Source organism: Pseudomonas fluorescens, assembly GCF_040448305.1.
In the GTDB taxonomy this organism is placed as follows: Bacteria; Pseudomonadota; Gammaproteobacteria; order Pseudomonadales; family Pseudomonadaceae; genus Aquipseudomonas; species Aquipseudomonas fluorescens_BH.
In genome coordinates this window covers 17526-39065 of record NZ_CP148752.1, presented here as the reverse complement: position 1 = coordinate 39065, position 21540 = coordinate 17526, and the positions used below count along the sequence as shown (strand labels likewise).

Below are 21540 nucleotides of genomic sequence, written 5' to 3'. Positions count from 1 at the left end.
GTCGACTTACAATCCGCTATCGCGAGCAAGCTCGCTCCCACAGGGAACCGGCAAGGCCTCTCAGTCCGCTGTCACATGGAATGGTTACTTCTTGCGATGCAAACGCCAGCCCACCAGCATCAATACGATCAAGCCCACCCCACCGACCACCAGCCACATCAACTGGTCATAACTGAACAACGGCTTCTCGATCCGCAAATACCCCGGTTGCAGGAGCAATTCACGCACGGCCTTGTTCGCTTCTTCCTGGGTCACTTCTTGCAGCTCCCGGGCCGGGTTGGCGAAGTGGCCATCTTCGTAGTTGCCGATGGCGCTCCAGTAGTAGTCGGCCAACGCACTGTTGCCTTGTACGGCCCAGGCCTGGCGGGCAATCGCAGCCTGCTTGAGGCGGTTGAAGGTGTCGGCATTGAGGCCGTCCTTGAGCAGTGCGGCCTTCAGGTCCTCGAGTACTTGTTCGGCCTCGGCCACGTCGTCGCGCTCAAGGTCGGCGTTGAGGCTCATGAAACCCACGCCGCCGAATACCTCGCGTTCCGCCCACGGACCGTAGGACAAACCGTGAGCCAGGCGTAACTGGCGATAGAGCGCCCAATCCAGATAGTCCTTGAGCAAATCGAAGGTTTCGTCGTGCTGGTCCTCCAGTACCGGCTCCGGCACCAGCCAGTGCAACTTGGCGCCGTTGCCGACCAGACCGTGGGTCAAGGTGCGCTCATGGGCGGCGCTGGTCTGGATTTGCGGCAGCGGCGGATGCTCGCCAGGCGTAATCGCTTCCAGCGCGCCATACGCCCGCTCCAGATAAGCCGGCAGCAACTTGTCGAGATCGCCGACCACGATCAGGGTCATGTTGTTCGGCGCGTACCAGTCCTTGCGCACCTGCTCCAGTTGTTCACGGGTCAGGTCATCGACTTGCGCACGCTCCGGGCATTTGAGGCCCAGCTCCACGGCCAGTTGTTTGCTGGCCGTGTGGCCCAGGTCCTGACGATCGAGCCAGCGCTGCAGGTGCGAATAGTGGCCGCCGTCTTCTCGCTCGACCACTTGCTTGGCGGCGTTTATGGCGTTGTCATCGAAGCGGGTCTGGATCAGCAGCGCCAGCAACAGGTCGAGCACCTTGCGCTGGTTTTTCGCCGGGGCTTCGATGACGAAGGTCGTATCGGCATTGCTGGTGAACGCGTTCCACTCGCCGCCCAGAGCCTGCATGCGTTCTTCCAGCCCGCCTTCGCCGCTGGCGTCGATACCGCTGAACAACAGGTGTTCCAGCAGATGCGGCAGCTCCTTTTCTTCGCACTTGAAATCGTCCAGGCCAACGCCGACCACCAGCCGGATCGCCACATGCCCGCGGTCAGTGCCGGGTTTGAGCAGCAACTGCAAACCGTTGCGCAGGGTATAGCCCTCGACCTGGAAACGATCCAGGGCGAATGACGGGAATGAACCAAGCAACAGGCAGGCGAACAACAGACAACGCATAACAAGCTTCCGTACGGCTAGCTAAGTTCAACAGACTTCAGGTAACCGTGGACGTTCAGGGTGAATGTGTGATGTCGCTCAAATCGTCGACCACCAGCGCACCGGTGTCCGATGTTTCCAACACCACGTAGGCACTGCTGCAAAACAGCGAATTGAGACGCTTCATGTCGGCGATCAGCTCCAGGTGCAACGAACTGGTTTCGATACTTTGCACGATTTTACGTTGCAAGCGGCTGACATGAGCATGGGCCAGACGCCGTTCCTGTGCGCGGAAACGACGTTTTTCACGCACCAGCTGGCGGGCACTTTCCGGGTCTCCACTGAGAAACACAGACATCCCGAGCCGCAGGCTGGAAATCAACTGCGCATGCAGCCCGGTCAATTCGTCCAGCCCGACTTCGGAAAACGACCGGCGCTGCGAGGTTTTCTGCTGCTGAATCTTGCGCAGCATGCGTTCGATCAAGTCGCTGGCGAGTTTCAGGTTGATCGCCAGTTCGATGATTTCCGCCCAGCGCCGGCTGTCCTGATCGCTGAGATCTTCCCGGGGCATTTGCGCCAGATACAACTTGATCGCACTGTAGAGCGCTTCCACATCGTCGGTCAGGCGGCGGATTTCCTGGGTGACGGCGGTCTGTTTGCCGCGCAACACGTCGAGCATGGCTTCGAGCATGTTGTCGATCAGGTCGCCCATGCGCAGGGTTTCCCGGGCTGCGTTGGCCAGCGCCAAACCGGGCGTGACCAATGCCGTGGGGTCAAGATGCCGGGGCTTGGCCGTGCCATTGGCCTGCTGGCGCTCCGGCAGCACCCAGGCACAAAACCTGGCCATCGGTTCGAGGCTGGGCAGCAGGATCAGGCAGCGCACGGTGTTGTAGAGCAGATGAAAACCAATGACCATTTCCTGAGGGCTGAAATCCAGACCATCGAGCCAGTGCACCAGCGGATCGAGCACCGGAATGATCAATAAAAGACCAATCAGTTTGTACAGCAGGCTGCCAAGCGCCACTTGGCGCCCGGCGGCGTTCTGCATGCTGGTGCTGAGGAAGGCGAGTACACCGCTGCCGATATTGGCGCCGATCACCAGCCCGATGGCCACCGGCAGACTGATCACGTTGGCACCCGCCAGTGTCGCGGTCAGCAGCACAGCGGCCAGGCTGGAGTAAGAAATCATCGCGAACAGCGCACCGACCAGGGCGTCGAGCAGGATGTCGCCGGTGAGCGAGGCGAAAATCACCTTCACCCCTTTGGCCTGGGTAATCGGATGCGCCGCTTCGACAATCAGTTGCAGCGCCAGAATGATCAGCCCCAAGCCAATGGCGACACGACCCATCTGCCCGAGTCGGGTCTGCTTGCGCGACAGAAAGAAAATCACCCCGACAAAAATCAGCAACGGCGACAGCCACGACAGATCGAACGTCAGCACCCGCGCCATCAGCGCCGTACCGACGTCCGCGCCAAGCATGGTGGCCAGCGCCGGGGTCAGCGTCATCAGGCCCTGGCCGACAAAGGAGGTGACGAGCATGGCGGTGGCGTTGCTGCTCTGGACCATCGCTGTCACGGCGATCCCGGAGGCGAAAGCCAGCCAGCGTTTGGACATGTTGTGGCCAATGACATGGCGCAGATTGGTGCCGTAGACCCGCAGGATGCCGGTTCGGACGATGTGCGTGCCCCAGATCAGCAGGGCCACGGCAGAAAGTAAATTGAGCAGGGTGAGCATAAAGACCCCCTGTGGTGTAGCGCCCCAAAGGAGCAAGTTGACGGTACCGCGCGACGTTCTACGTTCTGTACTTAAGCTGTAGTTGGCTAACGGTCTGAGCGCCAGCATCGCATAGCCAAAGAAGGGATTGAAACAAAACTGTCATGAAACATTGGCCTTCCAGCCACACAAAACAATGTGGGAGCGAGCCTGCTCGCGATGAGGTCATCAGATTCAACTTTGATGTTGATTGACAGACCGCCATCGCGAGCAGGCTCGCTCCCACAGGTTTTGCGTATTTAGCGCTTTCGGGTTACTGGCCCGGAATGTCCTTGCGCAGCTTTACCGGATCCTGCTGTTTCCTCTTTTTCGCAATGGCGGTGCGCATCTTGATGTTGATCGCTTCCACAGCCAGCGAGAACGCCATGGCAAAGTAGACGTAGCCTTTTGGCACGTGCACGTCCAGGGATTCGGCAATCAGCACGGTACCGACCAATAGCAGGAACGACAACGCCAGCATCTTCAGCGATGGGTGCTTGTCGATGAACTCACTGATGGTGCCCGATGCCCACATCATCACCAGCACGGCCACGATGATTGCCGCGACCATGACCGGTACCTGGGACACCATGCCGACCGCAGTGATTACCGAGTCCAGGGAGAACACGATGTCAATGATCGCGATCTGGATGATGGTGTAGAGGAAGTTGCCGCCCTTGCCCGAAGGCTCGTCGTGGCTTTCGTCTTCACCTTCCAGTGCGTGGTACATCTCTTGCGAGCTTTTCCACAGCAGGAACAGACCACCGAAGAACAGGATCAGGTCGCGTCCGGAAATACCCTGGCCGAACACTTCGAACAGGTCCGTCGTCAGGCGCATGACCCAGGTGATCGACAGCAGAAGCAGGATTCGCGTGATCATGGCCAGCGCCAGACCGAAAATCCGGGTGCGCGCCTGCATGTGTTTGGGCATGCGGCTGACCAGGATCGAAATCATGATGATGTTATCGATACCCAGGACGATTTCCAGGGCGGTCAGGGTGAAGAAGGCAACCCAGATTTCAGGGTTGGTCAGCCATTCCATGTGTATTCCTTTGAGCGATTGTTAAACCACAACGGGCCCGGGCTTCAAACAGCGAAGCCTGGACCCGAAGTGGTGAGTCTTGGGCTTATAGAGTGCTGAACACCGGGAAAGTCCCCAACAGCAGTGCAGCAATCAGTATGCAGATACAAACCAGCACTGCCCACTTGAGAGTGAAGCGCTGGTGGTCACCGAAATCGATGCCGGCCAGGGCCACCAACAGGTAAGTCGATGGAACCAGCGGGCTCAACAGGTGGACGGGCTGACCGACGATCGAGGCACGTGCCATTTCCACCGCGGTTATACCGTAATGGCTGGCGGCTTCGGCAAGTACCGGTAACACGCCGTAATAAAATGCATCGTTCGACATGAAGAAAGTGAACGGCATGCTTACCAGTGCCGTGATCACAGCCAGGTACGGGCCGAGGAAATCCGGAATCACCGCCAACAGGCTTTTCGACATGGCATCGACCATCCCGGTGCCGGTCAGGATACCGGTGAAGATACCGGCCGCAAAGATCAACCCGACCACCGCCAGCACGCTACCGGCGTGAGCCGCGACACGATCCTTCTGCTGTTGCAGGCAAGGATAGTTGACGATCATGGCGATACTGAACGCCACCATGAACAGTACTGGCAACGGCAGCAGGCCGGCGATCAGGGTGCACATCAAGGCCAGGGTCAGGGCGCCGTTGAACCAGATCAGCTTCGGACGACGGGCATCCGGGAACTGCGAAACGCTGATTTCACTGTGGTCGATTTCCTCGCCCACCAGGTGCAGTTCACCCAGGCGTGCACGTTCACGCTTGCCGTAGAAATAGGCAATGACCAGGATCGCCACCACGCCGGCCAGCATCGCGGGAATCATCGGTACGAAGATGTCGGACGGGTCCACATGCAACGCACTGGCTGCGCGAGCGGTCGGGCCACCCCACGGGGTCATGTTCATCACGCCACCGGCAAGGATGATCAGGCCGGCCATGATCCGCGGGCTCATGCCGATACGGCTGTAGAGCGGCAGCATGGCGGCCACGCAGATCATGTAAGTGGTCGCGCCGTCACCATCGAGGGAGACAACGAGCGCCAGAACGGCGGTGCCGACCGAAACTTTCAGCGGGTCGCCCTTGACCAGTTTGAGGATCTTGCGCACGGCCGGGTCGAACAGGCCGGAGTCGATCATCAGGGCGAAGTACAAGATAGCGAACATCAGCATCACGCCGGTTGGCGCAAGCTTGGTGATGCCTTCGAGCATCATCGGGCCGATTTTCGGGCCGAAGCCGCCGAACAGGGCGAAGATGATTGGAATGAGGATCAGCGCGATCAGCGCAGACAGGCGCTTGGTCATGATCAGGAACATGAACGTGATGACCATGGCGAAGCCAAGGAAAGTCAGCATGGGAATACTCCAGGCGTAGCGCGGCTAGGGAATGGGCGGATCGGGCGGGATCAGCGCAGAACGGGAAGCACGAGACGTACGGGCGGAGTGACAGCGAAGCGGCGGGTAGAAGAGGACATCAGAATCACCATTGTTGTTGTTAAATGGGCTGTGCGAGCGATAAAACGCTGGCATTGGCCAACCGGTCTGTTGCCGGTAGTGGGGGCGATCCTAATCGGGGAAGCTTTCAGCCAGCTTTCGCCAATGAAAGCAAGGACCGGATGTGCAACCGATCGTCGGATAGGGGCAGGGATGGTAAACCGGGTTGGGGCCTTCGCGAGCAGGCTCGCTCCCACAGTGGATCTTCGGTTACCACAGACGCTGGCATGGCGCGGACTTGATGTGGGAGCGAGCCTGCTCGCGAAGGCGTCAGTCAAAGCGCATCAGGAGGAAACAGCATGGGCGAACTTCACACTGGCGGCTGCCACTGCGGGCAACTGCGCTATCAATTCAGCGGGCCGCTGCACGATATTGCCCACTGCCATTGCTCGATTTGCCGGCGGGTCAGCGGCGGCATCGTGACCACCTGGATCACCGTACCGGCATCGGCCTTTCAATGGCTCGCCGGAATACCCTCGCGGTACGATTCTTCATCGACCTGCGCGCGATATTTCTGCGGCCACTGTGGGGCGCAACTGGCGCTGGTGACGCAATTGAGCCCGGAAAGCATCGACCTGACCATCGCCACCCTCGACCATCCCGAGCGAGCACCGGCCGAGCGGCACATCTGGACCGACAGCCGCTTGCCATGGCTGCACCTGGACGAACATTTGCCGGGCGAGGCCGAAGAAATACTCTGATCAAAAAACAGTCAGGTCCAGCGGACGAATAGCGCCCATCCAGATCGCGTGCTCGGTGTGGTCGAGCAGATCGTCTCCGGTGTCCGGGTGCAGAAACACCACCAGACCCTTGCGGTTCAGCGCCAGCCACGGCAGCACGTCGCCCAGCACCTGCGGCTCGAACGCCAACTGGCAGCTCCAGTCCGGGTGCGGACCGACCGGGCGCTCATGCACACGGCCCATTTTCAGTGGAAACAACTGCGCTGCCTGTTCACACAAGGCCCGCGCCTGCCCGATTGTGCTGGCATCGAAATAAACGTGGGCGTGGTAACCCGTGATCTGCTGCATCTGAACCCCTCTGAAAACTGTTCGAACCCTCGCCGGTTCCTGCGGGTCAAACATCATATAGGCGCTGGAAAACGGGAAGCCCAGCCATGAAAAATGCCGAAACCCCCGTCGTGAAAGTAGTGCTTTATGGTGCCATGAGCAGCCTGGGCAGTGCGCTGATGGCTGAAATGCTGCGGCGCCAGCATGAAGTGATCGCGATTCTCGATGACCTCAATGCGCTGACACCCCGTCCGGGGCTGCGTACCAAGACTGGCGACCTGTTCGACGCTCAACGGGTCAAGCAGAGTGTGGCTGGCAGTTCCGTGGTCATCTGCTTACTGGACGCTCCAGGCTTACCGTTCAACAGCGAACACGTAGAAAAAACCATCGTACCGGGCCCGGTCGAGCAGGTGCTGGCAGTGGATGCGCTGATCGATGGCATGCAGGCAGCAAACATCGCCCGATTGTTTCTGGTAGGTGATTTCGACGTGCTGGACGATCCTGAAACCGAGGACAGCTTGCAACGTCACGCTGCCGAGGAAATCCGCGAGGCACTGCAAAGCAGTCCTTTGAAGTGGACGCTGGTTAATGAACCGCGCGGGGTACCGGGGCTGACCATCGAACATTTTGCCCAGATCGGTGGCAATCTCGAGCCGGGGTTGGCCGAACCGCTCGTACGACTGGCCCGCACCGCCGTGGGCATTGCCGATGAATTGCACTTGAACCTGCACATCCGAGAGCACGTCAACTTCATCGCCACCGACAGCTAAACCGCAATGGACGGCAGCGTCAGACCATTGAGCGATTGCGCACTGCTGGCCTGTTCGGCCATCAACCAATCCACAAACTGCTGGATCAATGCTCCGCGTCGTTTGCGCTGGGGCAGCACCACGTAGTAACCCAGCCTCGACATCACCGTTTCGCCGATCGGTCGACACAACAACCCTTGCGCCAGCAAGTTATCCACAAGGTGCCGCCAGCCAATGGCCACGCCCTGACCGCCAATCGCGGCCTGAATCAGCAGGGTGTAGTTGTCGAAGCGCAACTGCCCGGGCGCCGGGGGCGAGGTGATGCCCAGTTCGCGGAACACACCACTCCAGTCGAACCAGTTACTGCTGTGTTCCCCACGCAGGTGCAGCAACGGAAACTCCAGCAATGCCTGGGCTGGCAAGGGCAGGGGACGCTCGCTCAACAACTGCGGGCTGCACACTGGAAACACTTCCTCGCTGAACAGCCAATGGCTCTCACCCTGCTTGAAGCGGCCGTCGCCGAACAGTACCGCCACATCGATATCGGTACGTAGCATGTTATGGCTGCGTTCACTGGTGACCAGGCTGACATCCACCTGCGGATTGGCCGCGTGAAAGCGGTGCAGACGCGGCATCAACCAATAGGCGGCGAAGGCAAAGTCCGTGGCCACCTGCAGCACTTCATGCTGTTGCTGTGCGCTGATTGCGCTCAATCCTGCGTCGATATTCTGCAAACCGAGCTGAACCTGCTCGAAAAGAATCTGCCCAGCCTCAGTCAGTTCGATTCCACGATAAATGCGGTCGAACAGGCGTGTCGCCAGTTGTTCTTCCAGGCGCTTGATCTGCTGGCTGATGGCCGGTTGTGTGGTGCCCAGCTCAACCGCCGCCGCGGTAAAGCTGCGCTGACGGGCCGCCGCTTCGAAGGCGCGAAGCAGATCCAGTGACAGGTCACCAAGGGCGTCATACATAAGCTGTGCTTATCCTAGTCATTGCCCCGCATGGGCTTTACCGCAAGGTGCTGGGGTTTCATTCTCGAAGCCAGCACTCTCGCATAAACATCCACTATGGAATGCCGCGATCACATGAAGCGCAAGAACATTCTTTTCATCATGGCCGATCAAATGGCCGCGCCAATGTTGCCGTTCTACGGCCCATCGCCCATCAAACTGCCTCATCTCAGTCGCCTCGCCGCACAAGGCGTGGTGTTCGACTCCGCTTATTGCAACAGCCCATTGTGCGCGCCATCGCGTTTCACCCTGGTCAGCGGCCAGTTGCCGAGCAAGATCGGCGCCTACGACAACGCCGCCGATTTCCCCGCCGACGTACCGACCTACGCCCACTACCTGCGCCGCCTCGGCTACCGCACCGCCCTGTCGGGCAAGATGCATTTCTGCGGGCCAGACCAGCTACATGGCTACGAAGAACGCCTGACCAGTGACATTTACCCGGCCGACTACGGCTGGGCGGTGAACTGGGATGAACCGGATGTACGCCCGACCTGGTATCACAACATGTCGTCGGTGCTGCAAGCCGGCCCGTGCGTACGCACCAATCAGCTGGATTTCGACGAAGAGGTGGTGTTCAAGGCCCAGCAGTACCTGTTCGACCATATCCGCGAGGATGGCGACCAGCCGTTCTGCCTGACCGTTTCCATGACTCACCCACACGATCCGTATACGATTCCCAAGGCTTTCTGGGATTTGTACGACAATGCCGACATTCCATTGCCTGCAACCCCGGACCCGCATGACCTCGATCCGCACTCGCAACGTCTGCTCAAGGTCTACGACCTGTGGGACAAGCCGCTGCCTGTGGATAAGATCCGCGATGCCCGCCGTGCCTATTTCGGCGCGTGCAGCTATATCGACAGCAACGTCGGCAAACTCCTGCAAACCCTCGAGGATACCGGGCTGATCGATGACACCATCATCGTGTTTTCCGGTGATCACGGCGACATGCTCGGCGAGCGTGGCCTCTGGTACAAAATGCACTGGTACGAAATGGCCGCACGGGTGCCGCTGCTGATCAGCGCACCGGGGCAGTTCGGCGCCGGTCGGGTCAGCGCCAGTGTTTCCACGGCCGACCTGTTACCAACGTTTGTTGAATTGGCCGGCGGTTCACTGGAACCGGGCTTGCCACTGGACGGCCGCTCGCTGGTCCCGCACCTGCAAGGGCAGGGTGGCCACGATGAAGTGTTCGGCGAATACATGGCCGAAGGCACCATCAGCCCGTTGATGATGATCCGCCGCGGTGCCTACAAATTCATCTACAGCGAAGACGACCCTTGCCTACTCTTCGACGTACACAACGACCCTAGCGAACTGGAAGAACTCAGCCATTCTCCGCAACATCGCCAGCTTTTCGACGACTTTCTCGCCGAAGCGCGGACCAAATGGAACATCCCGGAGATTCACCAGCAGGTGCTCGCCAGCCAGCGGCGCCGACGTTTCGTGGCCGAGGCGCTGACTCTCGGCAAGCTGAAGAGCTGGGATCACCAGCCGCTGGTGGACGCCAGTCAGCAGTACATGCGCAACCACATCGACCTCGACGATCTGGAACGTAAAGCACGTTATCCACAACCCTGCCAAAACCAATAATGTTAAGGGGAAGTCCATGCAAAGGTTATCCACAGTACTGACGGTCGGGCTCCTGGCTCTGGGCAGCGCTTCGGCGTTTGCCGATCAGAGTTGCGAGACCGTGAAAATGGCCGACCCGGGCTGGAGCGACATCGCCGCGACCAATGCCATCACCGGGTTTCTGCTGGACGGCATGGGCTACAAGGCCAAGGTCGACACCCTCGCGGTGCCGATCACCTTTGGCGGACTCAAGGATGGCCAGGTCGATGTGTTCCTGGGTAACTGGATGCCGGCGCAGCAGGGCTTTTACGACAAGTTCGTCGCCAACGGCGATGTCACGCAATTGGCGAAGAACCTCGACGGCACCGAATTCACCCTCGCCGTTCCGGACTACGTGTGGGACGCGGGTGTGCATAACTTTGCCGACCTGAACAAATACGCCGACAAGTTCGACCGCAAGATCTACGGCATCGGCTCCGGCGCTCCAGCGAACATCTCGCTGCAAGAGATCATCAAGAAAAACGATTTCGACATGGGCCAGTGGAAACTGGTCGAATCCAGCGAGCAGGCAATGCTGGCGGAAGTGTCCCGCGCGGTGAAAAAACAGAAATTCGTGACCTTCCTCGGCTGGACCCCGCACCCGATGAACGTGCAGCTTAAGATGCATTACCTCAAGGGCGGCGAGAAATACTTCGGCGACACCGGTAGCGTGCATACCCTGACCCGCAAAGGTTATGCACAGGCCTGTCCGAACGTTGGCAAGCTGCTGACCAACCTGAGCTTCACCCAGGACATGGAGAACAGCATCATGGCCGAGGTGGTGAGCAGGAAAGTCAGCAATGCCGACGCGGCCAAGGCGTGGATCAAGGCCAACCCGGCGGTGCTGGATAAATGGCTCGATGGGGTGAAGACCGTGGATGGTAAGGATGCGTTGCCGGCAGTCAAAGCCAAGCTTTAAGGTTCAAGGACGCCTTCGCGAGCAGGCTCGCTCCCACAGGTCCGCGCAGTCTCTGTGGGAGCGAGCCTGCTCGCGAATCGATTTATGCTCTTGCGTCATGACATCTGACACACCACCCTGACGCATTTACAGTCATTCACCGAGAGGCCCCATGGCCCTGCCAAGCCGCCATTCACTCTTCCCCTTCCTCACCTGGCTACCCCGGCAAACCCGAGCCAGTGTCGGTCGCGACCTGATCGTTGGCCTCAGCGGCGCGATTCTGGCGTTGCCGCAATCCATTGCCTACGCACTGATTGCCGGCCTACCTCCGGAATACGGCCTATACGCGGCAATCATCCCGGTGCTGATCGCTTGTCTCTGGGGTTCGTCGTGGCATTTGATCTGCGGTCCTACGGCGGCCATCTCGATTGTCCTGTACGCCAGCGTCAGTCCTCTGGCCGTTCCGGCGTCGCAGGACTACGTCATGTTGATCCTGTTGCTGACGTTTCTTGCCGGCATCTTTCAATGGCTGCTGGGTTTGCTGCGCTTTGGCGCACTGGTGAATTTCGTCTCGCACTCCGTGGTACTCGGCTTCACCCTGGGTGCCGCCGTGGTGATTGCCATCGGTCAATTGCCTAACCTGCTTGGGCTGGACTTGCCCAGCCAGGCCACCGCGCTGGACAGTTTCATTACGTTGTTGCGCCATCTCGGCGAAATGGACAAACCTTCGCTGGCGCTGGGGCTGGCGACGGTGGTGGTGGGCGTGATCCTCAAGCTGTGGTTGCCACGCTGGCCGACGCTCTTGATCACCCTGATTATCGGCGGTTTGCTGGTTTGGCTCTGGCCATCAATGTTCGGCCATGTGCAACTGGTCAGCGCCTTTACCGGCAAGCTGCCGCCTTTCAGTCCGTTGCCGCTGGACCTCGATCTAATCCTGCGCCTGCTACCTAGCGCGGTGGCGGTCGGCATGCTCGGGCTGGTCACCAGCCTGTCGATTGCCCGTTCGATTTCTGCACGTTCGCAGCAATTACTCGACGCGAATCAGGAAGTTCGTGCCCAAGGCCTGTCGAACATCGTCGGTGCGTTTTTTTCCGGCTCGCTGTCGGCCGGCTCCTTCACTCGCTCAGCCCTGAGCTATGAAGCAGGGGCCTGTTCGCCACTTGCGGGGATTTTTTCGGCATTGTGGGTGGCGCTGTTTGCAATCTTCGGCGCGAGCCTGATCGCACACATCCCGATTCCGGCCATGGCCGGCAGTATTCTGTTGATCGCCTGGGGACTGGTGGACCATCGCGGCATTCGCGCATTGTTGCGGGTCAGCCGCGCTGAATTCGTGGTCATGGCGCTGACCTGCGTCGCCACGCTGCTGCTGGAGTTGCAAACGGCTATCTATGCCGGCGTGTTGGCCTCGCTTTTTTTCTACCTCAAGCGCACATCGCAACCACGGGTGCAGCATGTGCGAGATGGCGAGGAAGACATACTACGGGTGGGCGGTTCAATCTTTTTCGGCGCCAGCCATTACCTGCAAGTGCGCCTGCAACGCATGCACGGCGCGCGCGTGGTGATCGAGGCGCAGCAGATCAACTTCATCGACTATTCCGGGGTGGAAATGCTGCATCAGGAGGCGCGGCGCCTGCTTCGCCAGGATCGCAGCCTCACCTTGCGCCGGGCCCGGCCGCAGGTGGTGGAAGAGCTGAGGAAGCTGGAGGGGGCGCAGAAATGCCCGATCCGGTTTGAGGATTAATCCGACGTTTCGCAAATCCCTGTAGGAGCGAGCCTGCTCGCGATGACGGAATCACATTCAACATCTCTGCTGACTGTCCCACCGCAATCGCGAGCAGGCTCGCTCCTACAGGGGTTACAACGCCAACTGCCGGCGAAGTTCGGCCAACACCGGCGCCGTCTCCGGACGCACACCGCGCCACAGGAAAAACGCCTCCGCCGCTTGCTCGGCCAGCATCCCCAAGCCATCCATCGCCACCGCCGCGCCGTGCTCATTGGCCCAGCGGCAGAACGAAGTCGGTTCCTTGCCATACATCATGTCGTAGCACACCGTTTTGCCCGGTTCGATCAGGCTGGGCGCAATCGGCGGCACATCGCCCGTCAGGCTTGCCGACGTCGCGTTGATAATCAGATCCACAGACTCCTGCAACCAGTCGTAGCCGCTGGCCGAGACCGGCCCCAGATCGCAGAACAGTTCCGCCAGCAACTCGGCCTTTTCCACCGTGCGGTTGGCGATGATCACCGATGCTGGCTGCTCGGCCAGCAACGGCTCCAAAGCACCGCGCACCGCGCCGCCGGCACCGAGCAGCAGGATGCGTTTGCCCTTGAGGCTGAACCCGGCGTTGACCGTCAGGTCGCGCACCAACCCGGCGCCGTCGGTGTTGTCGCCCAGCAGACTGCCGTCGGCCAGTTTGCTCAGGGTGTTCACCGCTCCCGCCCGTTGCGCCCGCGCCGTCAGGTTGTTCGCCAGCCGATAGGCTTCCTCCTTGAATGGCACCGTTACATTGGCGCCGCGTCCCTCGAGGAAAAACGTCCGGGCACAGGTGGAAAAGTCGTCGAGTGGCGCCAGCAGCGTGTTGTAGTCCAGCTTTTGCGCGGTCTGTTCGGCGAACAGGCGATGGATCAACGGCGACTTGCTGTGGCCAATCGGATTACCGAATACGACATAACGGTCCATCAGTATTCCTCGTTCAGGCTTCGGCCAACCAATCGCGGTCTTGCAGGAAGTACTCGGTCAGGCGCACTTCTTCGCTGCCAGGCTCGGCCTTCCAGTCGTAACCCCAGCGTACTTGCGGCGGTAGCGACATCAAGATCGACTCGGTACGCCCACCCGATTGCAGGCCGAACAGCGTGCCGCGGTCGTAGACCAGGTTGAATTCAACGTAACGGCCACGGCGGAATTCCTGGAACTCACGCTGTTTGGCCGTGAACGCATCGTTCTTGCGGCGCTGCACGATGGGCAGATAGGCGTCGATATACGCATCACCGATGGCTCGCATGAAGGCGAAGCTGGTGTCGAAGTCCCACTCGTTCAGGTCGTCGAAAAACAACCCGCCGATGCCACGCGGCTCGTGACGATGCTTGATGTGGAAGTAGCTATCGCACCAGGCCTTGTAACGCGGGTAAACATCCGGGCCGAATGGCGCACAGGCCTGCTCGGCGACGCGGTGCCAGTGGATGCAGTCTTCTTCGTTGCCGTAATACGGGGTCAGGTCGAAGCCGCCACCAAACCACCAGACCGGTTCTTCACCTTCTTTTTCCGCGATGAAAAAGCGCACGTTGGCGTGGGAAGTCGGCACATGGGGGTTGTGCGGGTGAATCACCAGCGACACGCCCAAGGCTTCAAAGCCACGGCCCGCCAGTTCCGGTCGATGTGCGCTGGCAGACGGAGGAAGGCCGCTGCCGAAGACATGGGAAAAGTTGACGCCACCCTTTTCAATCACCGCGCCGTTTTCGATCACGCGGGTGCGACCGCCACCGCCCGCCGGCCTGGTCCAGGCGTCTTCGACGAATTGCGTGCCACCATCTTCGGCTTCCAGGGTGGCGCAAATACGGTCTTGCAGGTCGAGCAGGTAGGCTTTTACGGCCTCGGTGCGGGTCGTCATGTCATCACCTTGAATCGGGCAAAACAACGCGGCGCTCCATTGGAGCTCAGCCTGCGCAAATGGGCCCGTAGCATAACATCGCAAGTTACCCCTTCGCAGTTGACGAAGATCAAGCTTAGGAGTCCGATAGGGCGCTTGGTAAAACGACCTATGGAGAGTTCTGATGGCAAAGCGTATCCAGTTCCGCGCCCATGGCGGCCCCGAAGTACTCGAATATGTGGATTACCAACCCGCCGAGCCAGGTCCGAAGGAAGTGCGCGTGACCAACAAGGCCATCGGCCTGAACTTCATCGACACCTATTACCGCAGCGGTCTGTACCCGCCGCCATCCCTGCCGTCGGGTGTCGGTTCAGAGGGTGCGGGCGTGGTCGAGGCGGTGGGCAGCGACGTGACCCGCTTCAAGATTGGCGATCGCGTGGCCTATGGCAGCGGCCCTCTGGGCGCCTACAGCGAAGTTCACGTCTTGCCCGAGGCCAATCTGGTGAAACTGCCGGACGCCATCAGCTTCGAACAGGCCGCCGGCGTGATGCTCAAGGGCCTGACCGTGCAGTACCTGCTGCGTCAGACTTATGAACTCAAGGGTGGCGAAACCATCCTGTTCCATGCGGCGGCGGGCGGGGTCGGCTCCCTGGCCTGCCAATGGGCCAGGGCCTTGGGCGTGAAGTTGATCGGCACCGTCAGCTCGGCGGAGAAAGCCGCGCTGGCCAAGGCCAACGGTGCCTGGGCGACCATCGACTACAGCCACGAAAACGTCGCTCAGCGCGTGCTGGAATTGACCGACGGCAGAAAAGTCCCGGTGGTGTACGACGGCGTTGGCAAGGACACCTGGCTGACTTCACTCGACAGCGTCGCGCCGCGTGGGCTGGTGGTGAGTTTCGGCAATGCGTCCGGCGCGGTCGACGGTGTGAACCTGGGGATCCTGGCAGGGAAAGGCTCGCTGTACGTGACCCGGCCAACCCTGGGCACTTATGCGAACAACGCCGAGAACCTGCAACGCATGGCCGACGAGCTGTTCGAGATGATCATCGGCGGCAAGCTGACCGTGGACATCAGCCAGCGTTATCCACTGGCTGACGCGGCGAAGGCGCAGACCGAGTTGTCGGCTCGGCGCACCACAGGTTCGGTTGTTTTGTTGCCCTGACTGACGCCATCGCGAGCAGGCTCGCTCCCACAGGGGATTTGTGTTCGACACAGAACCAATGTGGGAGCGAGCCTGCTCGCGATGGGCGCACCTCGGTATCAGTCCGGGCGCACAACCTTGCCGGTGGCCAGATCGCGAATCACGCTCGGGTTCTTGCGCCCGCCAAGATTACCACCCAGCACCAGATCCACCTGGCCACGGAAGTACTGCTCGACGCGAATCCGCGTACGTGCCGCGGGGCGCCCCTGCGGGTTGGCCGACGTCGACACCAGCGGCCCGACCAGCGCGCACAAGTCCCGCACCAGTGGGTGATCGCTGACCCGTAGCGCCACGGTTTCATGCACGCCGGTAATCCACTCCGGCAGCAGGTTCTGATGCGGCACCAGCCAGGTGTTCGGACCCGGCCAGGTGCTGGCCATGCGGTCCATCCACAACTCGGGGAAGTCTTCGAAGAGGAAATCGAACTGACGGATGTTGTCGGCGACCAGAATCAGCCCCTTGTCCACAGACCGGCCCTTGATCAGCAGCAGACGTTCCACCGCTTCCTCGTCCCACGGGTCGCAACCCAGGCCCCAGACTGCTTCGGTTGGGTAGGCAATCACCGCCCCGGCGCGAATTGCTTGCGCGGCTTGTTGCACACGCCAACTGTTGACCATGAAAAACACTCCAGACTAAGGCTCTGCGCAGTTTACCGATCTTGTTTATAAAACCTAGCTCACCCGCGCAAACCAGCGCCCGCTTTCGCACACGGCGCGGCCATCCATTTCCAGTTCCGTCAACGCCGCCAGCACTTTCGGCAAGGCCCAGCCGCTTGCGTCGGCCAGCGCTTCACTGGTGTGAGGCGCGGCGTGCAGCAATTTCAGCAGTGGGTGAGTTGTTGCAGGGGAACAGGTTTCTGTGGACAACGACAGTCGTTGCCAGCCGCGTAAGGCTTCGAGGATATGTTCGATGGTTTCCACCAGCACCGCACCGTCCCGGATCAACTGATGACAGCCGCGGGCGCCGGGGTGATGGATCGAACCGGGCATCGCAAACACCTCGCGCCCCTGTTCCGCCGCCAGCCTCGCGGTGATCAGTGAACCGCTGGCGACACTGGCTTCGACCACCAGCACCCCGAGAGACAAACCACTGATGATCCGGTTGCGCCGGGGGAAGTTGCCGGCGCTGGGGCCCGCATCCAGCGGAAACTCCGAAAGCACTGCGCTGCCGGAAGCGATCATGGCGTCCGCCAAGCGTCTGTTTCGCTGTGGATAAAACTTCTCGAGCCCCGTGCCCAGCACACCGACCGTTTGCCCGCCGACGTCGAGCGCGGCCTGGTGCGCGGCAGCGTCAATGCCCAGGGCCAAGCCACTGGTAATGACAAAACCGGCACCCGCCAGGCTGCGGGAAAACGCGGCAGCGGTGTCCATCCCCGGCCGGGACGCACGACGGCTGCCGACCATCGCCAGTTGTGGTTTTTCCAGAATGCCCGGATCGCCCGCAACAAATAACAGCGGCGGTGCATCGCTGATTTGTGCCAGCAGGGCGGGGTAGTCCGGTTGGTCCCACATCAGTAAATGCTGGGCCGGATGCTCCAGCCAGGCCAATGCGTGGCTGGCGCCGTCACGGATTTCAGTGCTACGCCTGGCCTCGGAACAAGCCAATGGCAAACCCAGCGCGCGCCAGGCACTGGCTGGCGCACTGAGGGCTTTGGATGCCGAGCCGAAGGCTTCGAGCAATTTCTTGAAACGCGCCGGGCCGAGTTCCGGCAAACGATGCAGACGTAAACGAGCGTCCAGTTCCGCAGGGGAAACCGGTGTAACAGTAGGCAGCGACATGGATCATCCTTGATCGTAATAAGCACCCGTACAAACGGGAATAAGCTGTGGATAACTCTGTTGGTAACTTGTGAAGCAGTCTTACGGATTTCGCACCTTGTCCATCACCGACAGCGAACGCGAAGCACTCAGCACCAGCCCATAACTGAGTTTGTCGTAGGTACGGAAAACCATCAGCAGACCGGCGCGCTCATCGGGAATTTTCAACGGCTGACCGGTGATCCGGTCGCGCACGGTTTCGCCGGTTTTCATCACCGCCAGCAGATTGCCTTCGGCGAGACCGTCGCGCAGCCCCTTGTTCAGCGTAACCACGTCCAACTCGCCGATCTGTGTGACCCCGCGCGGAACATCGATGATCAAACCGTTGATATCGTGGCTCGGTGCACTGGGCGTGAAGTTCGAGTTGATCATGTGTTCTTCACCGCTGAACAAGCGATCGCCGATACGGACCTCCTGGGTCGTGCGTTGCAACTCCAGGGTGGCGACGTCACCTTCGATCGCCACAACCTCGCCGCCGCCGACGTCGTCGGCGTTGATCCCCAAAATTTCCTTGCTCTGCGGATCGGTGTAGACCTTGCCTTGGCGGAAGATGCCGTACGCTGGTTGCGCCGGATCGAAATGGCCGCGGGCAAAGATGCGGTCACCCGCGCCGCTGAGCACGCGTTCGGCATTGCCAGCGACGATGTAAGGCGCTTTGTCGAAATCCTCGGCCTTGTCGACGATGCGATTGCTTAGTAGAAAGCTGTTGATCGATTTCAGCGCAATGCCAGGGATAGCCTCGGTCACCGGGCTGCTACGCACCTGAGGCGACAGCTTTATGGTGGGAATATCTTCCCGAAGTTGCACTTGCCCGTACGCCAGACCGGCCGAAGCCAGAAGCAGCAGGGCGAGTAGTGATTTCCTCATGCGGTGAATCCCTTTATTATGTGCATTCGCGTGAAACGCCAGAGCCGTCAGAGGCTCACTCCCTGCTTGCTTATCAAGACTTGCTTGTCAACAAAAGGGAACTACGTTTTACAACGGTAGCCTGCATCTTCGGACCGCCAGGCCATCGACCCGACCTTACTTCACACGTGCACTAATCAAGCTTATGGCCATTTTAAACATCCTCGAATTCCCTGATCCGCGTCTGCGCACTATCGCCAAACCAGTGGCCGTAGTGGACGACGAAGTGCGTCAGTTGGTCGACGACATGTTTGAAACAATGTATGAAGCGCCTGGCATCGGCCTCGCCGCTACCCAGGTCAACGTGCACAAACGTATCGTCGTGATGGACCTCTCCGAAGACCGCAGCGAACCGCGAGTGTTCATCAACCCCGAGTTCGAACCCCTGACCGACGAGATGGGCCAGTATCAAGAAGGCTGCCTGTCTGTGCCGGGTTTCTACGAAAACGTCGATCGCCCGCAACGGGTCAAGGTCAAGGCGCTGGACCGCGACGGCCAGCCTTACGAACTGATCGCCGAAGATTTGCTCGCCGTGTGCATCCAGCACGAATGCGACCACCTCAACGGCAAATTGTTCGTTGATTACCTGTCCACGCTCAAACGCGACCGCATCAAGAAGAAACTGGAAAAGCTTCATCGCCAGAACGCCTGATGCCCATCTTCAAAGGCTTGCTGCGGCAAGCCTTTTTCTTTTCAAGATGCTTTGCAATAGAGAACACCCATGACTGAGCCACTGCGCATCGTCTTTGCCGGCACCCCCGAATTCGCCGCCGAACACCTCAAGGCCCTGCTCGACAGCCCTTACGAGATCGTCGCGGTCTACACCCAGCCGGATCGTCCGGCCGGTCGCGGGCAAAAACTGATGCCAAGCCCGGTCAAGCAGCTGGCGCTGGAAAACAATATCCCGGTGCTGCAACCGCCGACCCTGCGCAACGAAGATGCTCAGGCTGAACTGGCTGCACTGAAGCCGGACTTGATGGTGGTGGTCGCCTATGGCCTGATCCTGCCGCAAGTGGTGCTGGATATTCCGCGCCTGGGTTGCATCAACAGCCACGCCTCGCTGCTGCCACGCTGGCGTGGTGCGGCGCCGATCCAGCGCGCCGTGGAAGCGGGGGACGCCGAAAGCGGCGTGACCGTGATGCGCATGGAAGCCGGTCTCGATACCGGGCCGATGCTGCTGAAAGTCACCACGCCGATCAGCGCCGAAGACACCGGCGGCAGCCTGCATGATCGCCTGGCCGAAATGGGCCCGCCGGCCGTGGTCCAGGCGATTGCCGGCCTCGCCGCCGGAACCCTGGAGGGCGAAGTGCAGGACGACAGCCTCGCTACCTATGCGCACAAATTGAACAAGGACGAAGCACGCATCGACTGGAGTCGCCCGGCGGTTGAGCTGGAGCGTCTGGTCCGTGCCTTCAACCCGTGGCCGATCACCCACAGCACCTTGAACGGCGAAGCCCTGAAAGTGCTGGCCGCAAACCTCGCTGAAGGCAAAGGCGCCCCGGGTGAAATCCTTAGCGCCAGCAAGGACGGCCTGATCGTCGCCTGCGGCGAGCAGGCCTTGTGCCTGACCCGTCTGCAATTGCCCGGCGGCAAGGCGCTGAACTTCAGCGACCTGTTCAACAGCCGTCGTGAGAAATTCGCCACCGGCACTGTCCTCGGTCAAACGGCGGACGCTCAATGAACCCGCGTCTGGCCGCCGCCAAGGCACTTGCCGCTGTCCTGAGCGGCAAAGCCTCGCTCAACAGTTCGCTGCCAACGCAGATGGACAAGGTCGAGGACCGTGATCGCGGCTTTACCCAGGACCTGGCCTTCGGCACCGCACGCTGGCAGCCACGCTTGTCGGCACTGGCGGCCAAGCTGCTGCAGAAGCCGTTCAAGGCCGCCGACGCCGATGTCGAAGCGCTGTTGCTGGTCGGTCTCTATCAGCTGCTCTATACCCGTGTCCCGGCCCATGCCGCCATTGGTGAAACCGTCGGTTGCGCCGACAAGCTGAAAAAACCCTGGGCCAAGGCATTGCTCAACGCTGTGTTGCGTAATGCTCAGCGCGAAAGCGAAACGATTTTCGCCGAGCTGGAACGTGATCCGGTGGTGCGCACCGCTCACCCACGCTGGCTGCAGAAATCCCTGAAGGCGTTCTGGCCGGAGCAATGGGAAGCCATTTGCGCGGCGAACAATGCGCATCCGCCAATGATCCTGCGGGTCAACCGTCGCCATCACAGCCGGGATGCCTACCTCGGCTTGCTGACTGACGCGGGAATTGCCGCCACGTCGTGTGTCTACAGCCGCGACGGTATTGTGCTCGACGCCGCCGCCGATGTGCGCAGCCTGCCGGGTTTCGCCGAGGGCTGGATCAGCGTGCAGGACGAAGCCGCGCAACTGGCTGCCGATCTGCTCGACCTCGCGCCGGGCCAACGGGTGCTGGACGCTTGCTGTGCGCCAGGTGGCAAGACCTGCCATATTCTCGAAGCCGAGCCAAAACTGGCCGGTGTCGTGGCGGTAGACCTTGAGGCCAAGCGGTTGGTACGGGTGCGGGAAAACCTCGAACGCCTGAAACTGAGCGCCGAACTGATTGCCGCCGACGGCCGCGACACTCAAGCGTGGTGGGACGGCAAGCCGTTCCAGCGCATCCTGCTGGACGCGCCATGTTCGGCCACCGGCGTGATTCGTCGTCACCCGGATATTAAGCTGACCCGCCAACCCGACGACATCGCCGCGCTGGCGCTGCTGCAGGGCGAGTTGCTCGATGCCATGTGGAAAACCCTGGAGGTCGGGGGCATCCTGCTGTACGCCACCTGTTCCACGCTGCCGACCGAAAACACCGAAGTCATCGAAGCCTTCCTCGCCCGCACGCCGGGTGCCCGGGAACTGGACCTCGCCACGGCGGCCGGCATCAAGCAGCCCCATGGTCGCCAGTTGCTGGCCCAGGAAGGTGGCCACGATGGCTTCTACTACGCCAAGCTGATCAAGATCGCCGCCGCGCGCGGTTAAATGGATTCA

General features: G+C 60.5%; 20 protein-coding genes. 9 read left to right on the top strand and 11 right to left on the bottom strand.

Annotated features, from left to right (window positions below; translation table 11 throughout):
• Nucleotides 1–84: 84 nt before the first annotated feature.
• The 4 genes from WHX55_RS00170 to WHX55_RS00155 form a co-directional block, all read right to left on the bottom strand.
• Nucleotides 85–1461: an insulinase family protein gene (locus WHX55_RS00170; protein WP_353741784.1), complete on the bottom strand. Its 1377-nt coding sequence runs from the start codon at nt 1459–1461 to the stop codon at nt 85–87.
• A 55-nt stretch (nt 1462–1516) separates the two neighbouring features.
• Nucleotides 1517–3175 (bottom strand): Na/Pi cotransporter family protein, encoded by a 1659-nt coding sequence (locus WHX55_RS00165; RefSeq protein WP_150728144.1) that lies wholly within the window; start codon nt 3173–3175, stop codon nt 1517–1519.
• Between the two features lie 292 nt (nt 3176–3467).
• Nucleotides 3468–4235, bottom strand: a complete 768-nt coding sequence (locus WHX55_RS00160) for a TerC family protein (RefSeq protein WP_353741783.1) — start codon at nt 4233–4235, stop codon at nt 3468–3470.
• Nucleotides 4236–4320: 85 nt separating this feature from the next.
• Complete coding sequence (locus WHX55_RS00155; protein WP_353741782.1) at nt 4321–5628, bottom strand: CitMHS family transporter; 1308 nt, start codon at nt 5626–5628, stop codon at nt 4321–4323.
• 437 nt (nt 5629–6065) lie between these two features.
• On the opposite strand from WHX55_RS00155, the gene WHX55_RS00150 reads away from it, so the two are divergent.
• The gene (locus WHX55_RS00150; protein ID WP_353741781.1) at nt 6066–6467 is read left to right on the top strand and encodes a GFA family protein; all 402 of its coding nucleotides are present in this window, start codon (nt 6066–6068) and stop codon (nt 6465–6467) included.
• On the opposite strand, the gene WHX55_RS00145 is transcribed toward WHX55_RS00150, so the two are convergent.
• A complete protein-coding gene (locus tag WHX55_RS00145) occupies nt 6468–6794 on the bottom strand; it encodes a DOPA 4,5-dioxygenase family protein (protein WP_150753754.1) in 327 nt (108 codons plus the stop codon).
• An 86-nt stretch (nt 6795–6880) separates the two neighbouring features.
• On the opposite strand from WHX55_RS00145, the gene WHX55_RS00140 reads away from it, so the two are divergent.
• Nucleotides 6881–7543: an NAD(P)H-binding protein gene (locus tag WHX55_RS00140; protein WP_150753755.1), complete on the top strand. Its 663-nt coding sequence runs from the start codon at nt 6881–6883 to the stop codon at nt 7541–7543.
• Here the strand turns inward: WHX55_RS00140 and WHX55_RS00135 are convergent.
• Nucleotides 7540–8490, bottom strand: a complete 951-nt coding sequence (locus WHX55_RS00135) for a LysR family transcriptional regulator (protein WP_150728139.1) — start codon at nt 8488–8490, stop codon at nt 7540–7542. The genes WHX55_RS00140 and WHX55_RS00135 overlap by 4 nt on opposite strands.
• A gap of 114 nt (nt 8491–8604) precedes the next feature.
• On the opposite strand from WHX55_RS00135, the gene betC reads away from it, so the two are divergent.
• From betC to WHX55_RS00120, 3 genes are all read left to right on the top strand, one after another.
• Nucleotides 8605–10119: a choline-sulfatase gene (gene betC / locus WHX55_RS00130; RefSeq protein WP_150753756.1), complete on the top strand. Its 1515-nt coding sequence runs from the start codon at nt 8605–8607 to the stop codon at nt 10117–10119.
• Nucleotides 10120–10135: 16 nt separating this feature from the next.
• Nucleotides 10136–11056: a choline ABC transporter substrate-binding protein gene (gene choX / locus WHX55_RS00125; RefSeq protein ID WP_353741780.1), complete on the top strand. Its 921-nt coding sequence runs from the start codon at nt 10136–10138 to the stop codon at nt 11054–11056.
• A gap of 151 nt (nt 11057–11207) precedes the next feature.
• The gene (locus WHX55_RS00120) at nt 11208–12776 is read left to right on the top strand and encodes a SulP family inorganic anion transporter (protein ID WP_353741779.1); all 1569 of its coding nucleotides are present in this window, start codon (nt 11208–11210) and stop codon (nt 12774–12776) included.
• A 114-nt stretch (nt 12777–12890) separates the two neighbouring features.
• On the opposite strand, the gene aroE is transcribed toward WHX55_RS00120, so the two are convergent.
• Entirely contained in the window at nt 12891–13712 is an 822-nt protein-coding gene (aroE, locus tag WHX55_RS00115) for a shikimate dehydrogenase (protein ID WP_150757411.1), read from the bottom strand.
• A gap of 13 nt (nt 13713–13725) precedes the next feature.
• A complete protein-coding gene (gene hemF / locus WHX55_RS00110) occupies nt 13726–14640 on the bottom strand; it encodes an oxygen-dependent coproporphyrinogen oxidase (protein ID WP_150757412.1) in 915 nt (304 codons plus the stop codon).
• A gap of 163 nt (nt 14641–14803) precedes the next feature.
• Between hemF and WHX55_RS00105 the strand changes: the two genes are divergently transcribed.
• Nucleotides 14804–15781: an NADPH:quinone reductase gene (locus tag WHX55_RS00105; RefSeq protein WP_150757413.1), complete on the top strand. Its 978-nt coding sequence runs from the start codon at nt 14804–14806 to the stop codon at nt 15779–15781.
• Between the two features lie 98 nt (nt 15782–15879).
• Here WHX55_RS00105 and WHX55_RS00100 read toward each other — a convergent pair whose 3' ends face one another.
• From WHX55_RS00100 to WHX55_RS00090, 3 genes are all read right to left on the bottom strand, one after another.
• On the bottom strand, nt 15880–16437 hold the full coding sequence (locus tag WHX55_RS00100) for an L-threonylcarbamoyladenylate synthase (protein ID WP_057397341.1): 558 nt from the start codon (nt 16435–16437) through the stop codon (nt 15880–15882).
• 54 nt (nt 16438–16491) lie between these two features.
• On the bottom strand, nt 16492–17598 hold the full coding sequence (gene dprA / locus WHX55_RS00095) for a DNA-processing protein DprA (protein ID WP_150757414.1): 1107 nt from the start codon (nt 17596–17598) through the stop codon (nt 16492–16494).
• Between the two features lie 81 nt (nt 17599–17679).
• The gene (locus tag WHX55_RS00090; protein ID WP_150757415.1) at nt 17680–18504 is read right to left on the bottom strand and encodes a peptidoglycan-binding protein; all 825 of its coding nucleotides are present in this window, start codon (nt 18502–18504) and stop codon (nt 17680–17682) included.
• A 184-nt stretch (nt 18505–18688) separates the two neighbouring features.
• Between WHX55_RS00090 and def the strand changes: the two genes are divergently transcribed.
• From def to rsmB, 3 genes are all read left to right on the top strand, one after another.
• On the top strand, nt 18689–19195 hold the full coding sequence (gene def / locus WHX55_RS00085; RefSeq protein WP_008045730.1) for a peptide deformylase: 507 nt from the start codon (nt 18689–18691) through the stop codon (nt 19193–19195).
• 69 nt (nt 19196–19264) lie between these two features.
• A complete protein-coding gene (gene fmt / locus WHX55_RS00080) occupies nt 19265–20224 on the top strand; it encodes a methionyl-tRNA formyltransferase (protein ID WP_150757416.1) in 960 nt (319 codons plus the stop codon).
• The gene (rsmB, locus tag WHX55_RS00075; protein ID WP_150757417.1) at nt 20221–21531 is read left to right on the top strand and encodes a 16S rRNA (cytosine(967)-C(5))-methyltransferase RsmB; all 1311 of its coding nucleotides are present in this window, start codon (nt 20221–20223) and stop codon (nt 21529–21531) included. Before fmt ends, rsmB begins: the two co-directional genes overlap by 4 nt.
• Nucleotides 21532–21540 lie beyond the last annotated feature (9 nt).

What these genes read in the sequence shown, in the direction of transcription:
- WHX55_RS00170 (WP_353741784.1), bottom strand. Translation starts at nt 1,461, where the DNA reads ATGCGTTGTCTGTTGTTCGCCTGCCTGTTGCTTGGTTCATTCCCGTCA.
- WHX55_RS00165 (WP_150728144.1), bottom strand. Translation starts at nt 3,175, where the DNA reads ATGCTCACCCTGCTCAATTTACTTTCTGCCGTGGCCCTGCTGATCTGG.
- WHX55_RS00160 (WP_353741783.1), bottom strand. Translation starts at nt 4,235, where the DNA reads ATGGAATGGCTGACCAACCCTGAAATCTGGGTTGCCTTCTTCACCCTG.
- WHX55_RS00155 (WP_353741782.1), bottom strand. Translation starts at nt 5,628, where the DNA reads ATGCTGACTTTCCTTGGCTTCGCCATGGTCATCACGTTCATGTTCCTG.
- WHX55_RS00150 (WP_353741781.1), top strand. Translation starts at nt 6,066, where the DNA reads ATGGGCGAACTTCACACTGGCGGCTGCCACTGCGGGCAACTGCGCTAT.
- WHX55_RS00145 (WP_150753754.1), bottom strand. Translation starts at nt 6,794, where the DNA reads ATGCAGCAGATCACGGGTTACCACGCCCACGTTTATTTCGATGCCAGC.
- WHX55_RS00140 (WP_150753755.1), top strand. Translation starts at nt 6,881, where the DNA reads ATGAAAAATGCCGAAACCCCCGTCGTGAAAGTAGTGCTTTATGGTGCC.
- WHX55_RS00135 (WP_150728139.1), bottom strand. Translation starts at nt 8,490, where the DNA reads ATGTATGACGCCCTTGGTGACCTGTCACTGGATCTGCTTCGCGCCTTC.
- betC (WP_150753756.1), top strand. Translation starts at nt 8,605, where the DNA reads ATGAAGCGCAAGAACATTCTTTTCATCATGGCCGATCAAATGGCCGCG.
- choX (WP_353741780.1), top strand. Translation starts at nt 10,136, where the DNA reads ATGCAAAGGTTATCCACAGTACTGACGGTCGGGCTCCTGGCTCTGGGC.
- WHX55_RS00120 (WP_353741779.1), top strand. Translation starts at nt 11,208, where the DNA reads ATGGCCCTGCCAAGCCGCCATTCACTCTTCCCCTTCCTCACCTGGCTA.
- aroE (WP_150757411.1), bottom strand. Translation starts at nt 13,712, where the DNA reads ATGGACCGTTATGTCGTATTCGGTAATCCGATTGGCCACAGCAAGTCG.
- hemF (WP_150757412.1), bottom strand. Translation starts at nt 14,640, where the DNA reads ATGACGACCCGCACCGAGGCCGTAAAAGCCTACCTGCTCGACCTGCAA.
- WHX55_RS00105 (WP_150757413.1), top strand. Translation starts at nt 14,804, where the DNA reads ATGGCAAAGCGTATCCAGTTCCGCGCCCATGGCGGCCCCGAAGTACTC.
- WHX55_RS00100 (WP_057397341.1), bottom strand. Translation starts at nt 16,437, where the DNA reads ATGGTCAACAGTTGGCGTGTGCAACAAGCCGCGCAAGCAATTCGCGCC.
- dprA (WP_150757414.1), bottom strand. Translation starts at nt 17,598, where the DNA reads ATGTCGCTGCCTACTGTTACACCGGTTTCCCCTGCGGAACTGGACGCT.
- WHX55_RS00090 (WP_150757415.1), bottom strand. Translation starts at nt 18,504, where the DNA reads ATGAGGAAATCACTACTCGCCCTGCTGCTTCTGGCTTCGGCCGGTCTG.
- def (WP_008045730.1), top strand. Translation starts at nt 18,689, where the DNA reads ATGGCCATTTTAAACATCCTCGAATTCCCTGATCCGCGTCTGCGCACT.
- fmt (WP_150757416.1), top strand. Translation starts at nt 19,265, where the DNA reads ATGACTGAGCCACTGCGCATCGTCTTTGCCGGCACCCCCGAATTCGCC.
- rsmB (WP_150757417.1), top strand. Translation starts at nt 20,221, where the DNA reads ATGAACCCGCGTCTGGCCGCCGCCAAGGCACTTGCCGCTGTCCTGAGC.